The 9,666-nt window shown below is 60.7% G+C and carries 8 protein-coding genes; 1 reads left to right on the top strand and 7 read right to left on the bottom strand.

Features of this window, described 5'->3' with window-relative positions; genetic code table 11:
- Window positions 1-76: 76 nt before the first annotated feature.
- From ACFPLB_RS14455 to ACFPLB_RS14425, 7 genes are all read right to left on the bottom strand, one after another.
- Window positions 77-1,165: an ABC transporter ATP-binding protein gene (locus ACFPLB_RS14455; RefSeq protein WP_378230861.1), complete on the bottom strand. Its 1,089-nt coding sequence runs from the start codon at window positions 1,163-1,165 to the stop codon at window positions 77-79.
- A 4-nt stretch (window positions 1,166-1,169) separates the two neighbouring features.
- Complete coding sequence (locus ACFPLB_RS14450; RefSeq protein WP_378230859.1) at window positions 1,170-2,093, bottom strand: aminotransferase class IV; 924 nt, start codon at window positions 2,091-2,093, stop codon at window positions 1,170-1,172.
- On the bottom strand, window positions 2,086-2,907 hold the full coding sequence (locus ACFPLB_RS14445) for an ABC transporter permease (RefSeq protein WP_378230857.1): 822 nt from the start codon (window positions 2,905-2,907) through the stop codon (window positions 2,086-2,088). The genes ACFPLB_RS14450 and ACFPLB_RS14445 overlap by 8 nt, the downstream gene beginning before the upstream one ends.
- A gap of 5 nt (window positions 2,908-2,912) precedes the next feature.
- Window positions 2,913-4,184 (bottom strand): ABC transporter permease, encoded by a 1,272-nt coding sequence (locus tag ACFPLB_RS14440; RefSeq protein ID WP_378230855.1) that lies wholly within the window; start codon window positions 4,182-4,184, stop codon window positions 2,913-2,915.
- A 56-nt stretch (window positions 4,185-4,240) separates the two neighbouring features.
- Complete coding sequence (locus tag ACFPLB_RS14435; protein ID WP_378230853.1) at window positions 4,241-5,284, bottom strand: ABC transporter substrate-binding protein; 1,044 nt, start codon at window positions 5,282-5,284, stop codon at window positions 4,241-4,243.
- Between the two features lie 69 nt (window positions 5,285-5,353).
- The gene (locus ACFPLB_RS14430) at window positions 5,354-6,598 is read right to left on the bottom strand and encodes a pyruvate dehydrogenase complex dihydrolipoamide acetyltransferase (RefSeq protein WP_378230851.1); all 1,245 of its coding nucleotides are present in this window, start codon (window positions 6,596-6,598) and stop codon (window positions 5,354-5,356) included.
- Window positions 6,591-8,765 (bottom strand): alpha-ketoacid dehydrogenase subunit alpha/beta, encoded by a 2,175-nt coding sequence (locus ACFPLB_RS14425; protein WP_378230849.1) that lies wholly within the window; start codon window positions 8,763-8,765, stop codon window positions 6,591-6,593. The genes ACFPLB_RS14430 and ACFPLB_RS14425 overlap by 8 nt, the downstream gene beginning before the upstream one ends.
- Before the next feature lie 375 nt (window positions 8,766-9,140).
- Here ACFPLB_RS14425 and ACFPLB_RS14420 point away from each other — a divergent pair, with 375 nt between their 5' ends.
- Window positions 9,141-9,662 carry a VOC family protein gene (locus tag ACFPLB_RS14420; protein ID WP_378230847.1) on the top strand — a complete coding sequence of 174 codons (522 nt, stop codon included), beginning with the start codon at window positions 9,141-9,143 and terminating at the stop codon, window positions 9,660-9,662.
- Window positions 9,663-9,666: the final 4 nt, after the last annotated feature.

Raw genomic sequence — 9,666 nt, 5'->3', positions numbered from 1 at the left:
TGTCTGTACATGCACAGAATCTGATTTCAAAAATTTACGCAATACTCTGATTGGGTTTCGACCCTAAAGGCCCTGTCTACAGGAACACCAGACCGTCCTCTACGCGCCATCCGACAAGGATTTCGTCGCCGCTCTCCAGTTTGCCCGATAGCTGGCCCGATGGCCTGCGCACGATGATCCTCTGGTCGCCGCCGATATCGATCTGCGCCCGGAAATGATCGCCGAGATAGGTGATGTCGAGGACGCGCCCCGGCAGGCTGTTGCCAAGCGAGGAGGCATCGCCGCCAATGACCAGCCTGTCGGGCCGGACGGTCAGCGTTGTCTCGGCGCCCGTCGCAGGGTCCGCACCGGCCACTCTTGCCGTAACCTCGCGACCGCAAGGCAACTTGACGGTGATTGCACCGTCCGCGGCCTGCCGCTCCACGCTTCCTGCCAGAATGTTGTTCTCGCCGATGAATCCCGCCACATAGACATTTGCCGGGCGCTCGTAGAGATCGTGCGGACTGTCGATCTGAACAATGTCGCCATTCTGGAAGATGGCGATCCGGTCCGACATTGCCAGCGCTTCCGACTGGTCGTGCGTCACATAGACGATGGTCACGCCGAGGTCGCGATGGATCTGCTTGATCTCATATTGCATATGCTCGCGCAGCGCCTTGTCGAGCGCGCCGAGCGGCTCGTCCATCAACACCAGTTCCGGTTCAAAGACCAGCGAGCGGGCCAGCGCGACGCGCTGTTGCTGGCCACCGGACAGCTCCTGCGGACGGCGCTGCTCCATGCCGTGCAGGCGTACCATGTCGACCTGCCGGGCTACCTTAGCGGCGATCTGGGCCTTGCTCTCGCCGCGCATGCGCAACGGATAGGCAAGGTTCTGCTCGACGGTCATATGGGGAAACAGGGCATAGTTCTGGAACACCACGCCGATGCCGCGCCGATGTGGCGCGACATGTTCGATTGGCACGTCGTTCATCATGATGTGGCCGCGCGTCGGCGTCTCGAAGCCCGCCAGCATCATCAGCGTCGTGGTCTTGCCCGAACCTGACCCGCCAAGCAGGGTCAGAAATTCGCCCTTCCTGACCTCCAGATCGAGATTGCGAATGACGAGGTTGTGCCCGTCATAGGTTTTCTGCACGCCCTTGAATTCGACGATATTGCCGCTCTGCATCGTTTCAGACATCCTCATAGGGGACTGGTGTCGCCAGCCAGCCTTCTTCCTGCCGTTGCCAGTACAGGTCATGTATCCGTTTTGTGATCAGGCCGGGCTTGCCGCTGGCAATCGGCTTGCCGTCGAGTGTGGTGATCGGCATGATGCCGCCAGCCGTGCTGGTCAGGAAGATTTCGTCGGCCTGCGCCAACTCGCCTGTCGACACAGACCGTACCTCGCAGCGAAGCTGCAACTGCTCGCACAGCTCGATCACGGTGCGTCGCGTCATGCCCTCGAACACCCCGCTCTCAGGTGTCGCCAGCACGCCGTTTTTGACGGTGAAGACGTTGAATCCGGCACCTTCGGTGATGTTGCCCTGGCCGTCATGCAGCACAGCAACGATGGCGTCGCGGTCATAGGCTTCGAAAATGCCCATCGTCAGGTCAAGCCAATGGAAATTCTTCAGCCTCGGATCGACCGACGTTGGTGGAATGCGCTGGACGGAACTGGTGATCATCTGCATGCCGTTTTCGCGCTGCTCGTCATTGGCGATCCACACGAAGGGCGTGGCGAAGGCATAGAAGCGCTGCTTGCACTGGCGCGGATCGCGCGTGCCGGCCGGCGGCAGGCCGCGTGTGCAGGTCATCTGCACGTAGGAATCTCGCAAGCCGCTGCGGCGCACACATTCGATCAGAATATCGGCGATTTCCTGATGCGAGTAGGGCAGGCTCATGCGCAGGCCGCGCATCGAGGCAAAGAAGCGCTCGATGTGGTCGTCGAGGCGGAAGAACTGGCCCTTCCACACATGCGCGACATCGTAGGTCGCGTCGGATCGGACAAAGCCCCGGTCGAGGATCGGCACCGTGGCTTCGGCCACCGGCATGTATTTGCCTTCCACGAAGGCAATGCCGTCGCGCGGGTCGTAGGCGGTCGAGCTCAAGTCAGTCATCTTTGAGGGTCCTCAGGTTTTTTGCACCCCTGCTCATGAGGAGCGCGGCGCTAATCAATGCCAGCACGGCGATGAGCATCAGGAAGGTTGCCATCGCCAGGATCGAGGGTTCGATGCTGTCGCGCAGGCTTTCAAACATCTTGAGCGGCAGTGTCCGTTGCGCTGGTCCCGCCAGGAACAGCGTCACCACCACCTCGTCGAATGAGGTCATGAAGGCAAACAGCGCACCAGCAACGATGCCGGGCGCGATGATCGGCATGACGATGTTCATGAAGGCGCGCGGCGGCGATGCCCCGCAGGTGGCGGCTGCACGCAGCAGCCCCATGTCGAAGCCCTGCAGCGTTGCCGTAACCGTTATCAGGACAAAGGGCGCGGCAAGCACGGTGTGGGCGACGATCACACCAAAGGTGGTCGAGGTCAGGCCGACATAGGCGAGCAGGAAATACATGCCGAGGCCACTGATGATCGGCGGCACGATCATCGGCGCGATCAGGAAGCCCAGAATGGCGGTGGGTACTGGCAGGTCACGCCGTGCGAAGGCGTAGGCCGCCAGCGTGCCGAGGATAACGGCGGCGATGGTTGAGACCACGCCGATGACGAGGCTGTTCTTCAGAGCAGTCATCCACGGGCCGTTCTGGAACACCGTCTCGTACCAGCGCATCGAAAAACCGGGCACGGGATAGGACAGGAAGCTGCTCGAACTGAATGACAGCGGCACCACCGCCAGCAGCGGCACGACCAGGAATAACGCCATGGCGACGCCGAATGCCTTGTAGGCGAAGCGAATGACGGCGCGTTGATGTCGGTATTGCATCGGCTTTACCTCAGGCCTGCCAGTTGGCGCACGCCGACGGTGCGGGCGGCAATCATATAGATTGCGGCGACGCAGACCAGAAGCATGATGCCCAATGCCGAGGCCATGCCCCAGTTGATGGTCTTGTCGATGAAGAAGGCGATGAAATAGCCGATCATCTGGTCGCGGGCGCTGGCGACGAGAGAGGGTGTGATGTAGTAGCCGGCCGTGACGATGAAGGTAAGCAGCGCACCGGCTCCGACGCCGGGCAGCGTCATCGGCAGATAGACATGTAAAAAGCCGCGCATGGGATGGGCGCCGAGAGAGGCTGAAGCGCGCATGAAATGCGGCGGAATGCCCTTCATCGTGGCGAAGATCGGCAAAACCATGAAGGGCAGCATCATGTGCACCATCACGATATAAAGGCCGGTGGTATTGAAGATGAGTTCGAGCGGTCGATCGATCAGGCCGACATAGCCGAGGAACGTATTGATAAGCCCTTCCTTCTGCAGCATCACGATCCAGGCTGAGGTGCGTGCCAGCAGCGACGTCCAGAAAGGCAGCATCACCGCGATCATCAAAAACAGGGCAAAGCGCTTGCCCGATGTCGCCATCAGATTGGCGTAGGGAAAACCGAGCAGCAGGGCAACCAGCGTCACGATCGCCGAGATGCGCAGTGTCCGCAGCAGGATATCGACGAAGGTGCGCTGATCTTCCGGCGCCCGGACGATAGTGCCGTCGTCAGCGTGCCTGAGGTCGAGAGCAGCCAGCAGGTAGTAGGGGGTATAGTGTGGCGCGGCCCGCTTCATTGCATGCCAATAGGTGGGTTCGTTCCAGTGTGGATCAATTTCAATCAGCATCTGCCGTGCGTCCTCATCGGCAGGTTCGGTCTTGATCGAGCGTATCTTGCGGGCCGTGCTCATGACGATGGTGCGCAGGCCGCTGATTTCATAGTTCAGACGCCGCGCCAGTTCCGCCACGTCGTGCCGCTCCGCGTCGGCCAGTTCGCGGCTAAAGGTGGCGAAGACCGTGTCGGGCGGAAGGTCGCCGGGAGTAGCCGGACGCCACTGTGACAACTCGGTGGCGGTTAATGGCAGCGCCTGGGCCAGTTCGCTGTTTTCCACCGAACGGTAAAGGACGAGCCCGATCGGCAGCATGAACGTCACCAGCACATAGATGAACAGCGGCGCGACCAGCAGCAGCGATATGTTGCGCCGGCTCTTGCCGGACCGCAGCCATTCACGCTTCAGATCGCCGGTTTCAACGTCGCTTTCGACAGCTTGTGCCATAGGGTCCATGGTCCTTCCAATCGTGCCGGCGACGCCTCGCCGGCACGATTTTTAATGGCTCTGCTTTATTGCGCAACCCAGGTGGCGAAGCGCGCGGACAGTTCCTCGTTGTTGTCAATCCAGAAATCGGCATCGAAGCGGATGCTGTTTTTCAGATTTTCCGGTGCGGACGGCAGTTGTGCCAACGCCTCAGGCGAAAGCTCATCCATGACTTTGACATTGCTGACACCATAGGGAATGGTCTGCGCGAAAACGGCCTGCGGCGCTGGCGACATCATGTAGTCGACGAGATCGATCGCCTGGTCGAGATTGGGCGTTCCCTTCATGATTGCCCAGAATTCCCAGGAATTGATCTGACCATCCCAGATGATGGCAAAGTTCTTGCCCTCATTCTGGGCAGCTGCGATGCGCCCGTTATAGGCGGTCGTCATCACCACGTCGCCGGAAGACAGCCATTCCTGCGGCTGCGCGCCGCTTTCCCACCACTGGATGTTCGGCTTCAATTCGTCCAGCTTGGCAAAGGCCCGGTCCTGGCCCTCCTTGGTGGCGAGCACGTCATAGACATCGGCGGGCTTGACGCCGTCGGCCATCAGCGCCACTTCCATCGTGAGCTTCGCCGTCTTGCGCAGGCCGCGCTTGCCCGGCCACTTCTCGACGTTCCAGAAGTCCGCCCAGGACTGGGGGCCGTCCTTGATCTTGTCGGTGTCGTAGGTCAGCACTTTGGCCCAGCTCAGCGCGCCGACAGCGCATTCCTTGAACAGCGTCGGGTCGATATCCTTGCCATTGGGGCGGGTTGTCCAGTCGATGTCTTCCAGCAGGCCTGATTCGCAGGCGACGGTGACCTCGTCGTCCTCCATCTGCATGACGTCCCAGGTGACGTTGCCGGCATCGATCATGGCCTTCTGCTTGGCAAGACCGCCATTGGTCGTGTCTTCCAGAATGGTGATGCCCTTCTCTGCCGCGTAAGGCGCAAAGTAAGCCTTGCGGAAGGCATCCTGAACCGCGCCACCGAAGCCGACGGCGGTCAGGTCGCGCGCGAGCGCCGTGCCGGAAAAGCCGATCAGGGCGGCGAATGCCACACCTTGCATGATTCTGAGTGATGTCTTCATTTTCTTTCCTCCTGTTTGTTTATCGTTGGGCCATTATGTAAAATCGCTCGAAGAGCGTACCATACCTTTTCAGGTGAGTATCCGCAGCGGATTTTCGATCAATTCTTTGAACAGGCCAAGCCATTGCGCGCCCAGCGCGCCGTCTATGGCGCGGTGATCGAGCGAAAGCGTGCAGGTCATCATGTCGGCGATGGCCGACTGGCGGTCGCGTACGATCATGCGCGGCTCTATCGCACCAACCGCGAGGATGGCGGCCTGCGGCGGGTTGAGAATCGCGGCAAAATCGCGAACGCCGTACATGCCAAGATTGCTGATGGTGAACGAACCGCCCTGGTATTCGTCCGGCCGCAGCGTGCCGGCGCGCGCCCGGCTTGCCAGATCGCCGATCTCCGCCGAGATGGCGGACAATGATTTGCGGTCGGCCTGGGTGATAATGGGTGTGATCAGCCCGCCATCGGTTGCGACCGCCACCGAAATGTCAACGCGATGCCATTGCAAGAGCGCATCCTCGGTCCAGCTTACATTGCAGGTCGGCAGTGCTGCCAGTGCGGCTGCTGCGGCCTTGACCACCAGATCGTTGACGCTGATGCGGGCGTCGCCGGGGCGGTCGGCGTTGATCTTTTGGCGCAACGCGATCAGTGCATCCATCTGGCAGTCGGCACTCAGATAGAAATGCGGGATGTTTTGCTTGGATTCCGTCAGCCGACGCGCAATCGTGCGGCGCATTTGTGAGTGCGGAATGCTGTCGTGCGGCGCATCGGTCACGAATGGCGGTGCGGTAGCCGGTGCGACGGGCGCAGCACTGGCGGCCATATCGAGATGGGCCTTGACGTCGTCACGCATGATGCGGCCCTTGGGGCCGCTGCCGGTGAGCCTGGCAAGGTCGATGCTGTTTTCGCGCGCAAGGCGACGTGCCAGCGGGCTGGCGAACAGGCGGTTGGGCGAAGCCGCCACGCGAGATTCGGGTAGGGAAACGGATGGGGCGACCTGAACCTCTGCATCAAAGGTGAGCGCTTCTGCCTCTTCTGCCTCGGTTTGCGACATGACCGCCGCCGCTATTGCCGCATCGTCGTCGCCTGCCAGCGCCAGGACGCCGATGGCGGTATCCACAGGAAGCACCTTTCCGGCTTCATGCAGGATACGGGCAAGCCGCCCGCTATTTTCGCTTGAAATCTCGACCACCGCCTTGTCGGTCTCGACTTCGGCGAAAGCCTCGCCCGCCACCAGCATGTCGCCCTCGGCCTTGAGCCAGCGCGCCAGAGTGCCTTCGGTCATATTGGCAAGAATGGCCGGCAGCCGCAGAATCTCAGCCATGGGCAAGCCCCGGCAGGCTTTTCAGGCCGATGATGACCTCTTCGGTGCCGGCATAAGCCGCCCGCTCAAGGATTTTGGAGATCGAGGGGGATGCTTCGCCGCCCGTCACCCGCTCGACCGGATGATCGAGCCAGTCAAACAGCCGATGCTGGATGGCGTCGGCGAGCCAGCCGCCATAGGCCGTGCCCTGCGCTCCCTGCTCGACGATGATGACCAGATTGGTCTTCTTGACGCTTTCGGTAATCGTATCCCAGTCGAGGCTGGCGCGGTCGAGGCTGCGCAGGTCGATGACCTCGACATCCACGCCAAGCGCCTCGACGGCTTCGAGCGAGCGCGCGACCATGGCGGAATAGGTCAAGAGCGTCGCCTTTGTGCCATGCCGACGAATGGCCGCCTTGCCGAACGGAATGGCATAATCGAGATCGTCGACGGGCGCCTTGCCGGTCGTCTGGTAGAGATCGACATGCTCGATGACCAGAACCGGATCATTGGCGGCAAGCGCCGTATTCATCAGGCCGACATAGTCGAATGCGGTGGAGGGCGCAATGATGCGCCAGCCCGGAGAGGTTGCGAAAATACCGGCAGGGTCCATGGAATGCTGTGAGCCATAGCCGGTTCCCATGGCGATCTTGGTGCGCAGGACCAGCGGTATGTCGATGTCGCCACCGAACATGTGGCGGGCCTTGCCAATCTGGTTGAACACCTGGTCGGCTGCGACCCACATGAAGTCGGGATACATAAATTCGACCACGGGACGAAACCGGCCGTCCATGGCCAGCCCGCCGCCCAGCCCGAGAAAGGCGTTCTCACTGATCGGTGTGCCGAGCACGCGGTCGGGATATTTGTCCTTGAGGCCGCGCGTCGCCCCGTTGGTGCCGCCCTTCAGGCGGTGGACGTCCTCGCCAAGAACGACGATGCCTTCATCGGCAGCCATGCGGCGGTCGAGAAGATCGGCAATCACGTTGACGAACACCCGATCTTCGGTCTTGCCCGAAAAAGTTTCGGCCTCGGCGTGGCGCATGCCCGAAAGTTCCTTCAGGTCACTGCGGATGCCAACGTCGCGGAAATCGGGCGAGGGCCACAATTCGGCACGGATCTCGCGGCGATTGTCGATGCGGGTGGTCAGTTCACCGACAATTTGCGCCATGGTTTCCTGCGCACGCTGGCGAAGCGCGGCCACCGCCTGTTCGCTGGTCATGGAGCGGGCAATCATTTCACGGGCGACCCGGTCGAGCGGATCGCGGGCACGCCAGCTTTCTTCCTCCTGCTTGGTGCGATAGCCGAAGGCGCTGCCCGGGAACGGGCCGTTCTGGTGGAAATAGCGGTAGACGTCGGCCTCGATAATCGTCGGCCCCTTGCCGGAGCGCATGTGGGTGAGCGCTTCCTGCATGACGAGATTGACGGCCAGCGGGTCCATGCCATCGACCCGCCACGAGGGGATGGAAAAGCCCTGACCCCGCGACGACAGGCGCGTGTCGGCGCTCGATTCCTCGACGGTGGTGGATACGGCGTAGCGGTTGTTCTCGATGAAGAAGCAAAGCGGCAGCTTCCATACGGCGGCAAGATTCATGGTTTCGAGAACCGAGCCGATATTGGCCGCCCCGTCGCCGAAATAGCTGACCGCCACCGCATCGGTGCCTGCCTGCTTGTGGGCAAAGGCTGCGCCTGCGGCCAACGGCACGCCGCCGCCGACGATGGCATTGGTGCCGAGCGCGCCAGCTTCACGCCAGCGCAGGTGCATGGAGCCGCCGCGCCCCTGGCAATAGCCTTCGGCAAGGCCCATGATCTCGGCCAGCGCGCGGCGCAGAACGGCGATGACATCGCTGTTGAAGGCGCCGTCGATGGAAAGCATGTCGGGGGCCACATAGCCCAGCGCCTTGGCCAGGAACTGATGGTGGCCGCGATGCGACCCGTTGATCTGGTCGTCGGCGCGCAGCGCCATGATGGAGCCGACCGCGCCGCCTTCCTGCCCGATGGATGAGTGTGCTGGACCATGGATCAGGCCTTCACCTGCCAGTTCCAGAACCGTTTCCTCAAATGCCCGCACCAGATGCAGGCTGGTCAATATCGCCCCCAGCGATTGCGGGGCGGCCTGATCCCAATCGGCCGCGGTGGCGCGAAAATCAAGCCAATCGGCCATGCCGGATAGTGAACTCGTTTCTGGCATCAGGGTTCCTGTCGTCCCAACTCACCTGCGACGCGCGAGCTAGAAGCCGCCCCATCGATGAGCGGCTTCCAGCCTGTCGTCGGATACTGCGTTTGCCAGCGTTCCCCAGCCGATCTGGTGTCGGCTTTTGTACGACTGAAGCATCTATCACCATTAGTGACACGGTGTTTTCAGGCGGTCAACAGATTGGATACAAAAAAATAGGCATCAGTAAAAATAACCGCAATAACAGGCTAAACAATGCTATTAATTCATTGACCACTATGACTGTTCTGCATATTTGTATCCAATAAGGTGATTTTTGCTGAAATCTCAAATCGAAAAGGCAGGCGATGTCATGTACCGGAATGTGAAGGTCGGCGAATGAAGAACGGCTTGCCAGGCCTTCGCGGCACCGAGCATATCGGCTTTACGGTGCCCAATCTTGATGAGGCCGTCGATTTCTTCGTCAAGGTCATCGGTTGTGAGCCGTTTTATGAACTCGGCCCCTTCCAGTCGGATGACGACTGGATGCAGACGCAACTCAATCTTCACCCCCGCGCGGTGATGAAACGGTTGAAGTTCCTGCGCTGCGGCAATGGCTCCAACTTTGAAATTTTTGAATATTCGGCGCCTGACCAGCGTCTCGAGCAACCGAGGAACAGCGATATCGGCGGCCACCATCTGGCCTTCTATGTGGATGACATCAATGAGGCGATCGCTTATCTGAAGGAAAACGACATTCGCGTGCTGGGCGAACCGGTGGTGCGCGAGGAAGGCCCGAGCGCCGGGCAGACATGGGTTTATTTCCTCACCCCATGGGGCATGCAGATGGAACTGGTGTCCTACCCGAACGGCAAGGCTTATGAGCAAGGTCAGAATCGGCTTTTATGGCATCCGGCATCACCCGGCAAATAAGACG

The organism is Aquamicrobium segne, assembly GCF_042656785.1.
Lineage (GTDB): Bacteria > Pseudomonadota > Alphaproteobacteria > Rhizobiales > Rhizobiaceae > Mesorhizobium > Mesorhizobium segne.
Note: the sequence above shows the minus strand (reverse complement) of the source record. Positions and strands in the feature narration are given on the sequence as shown.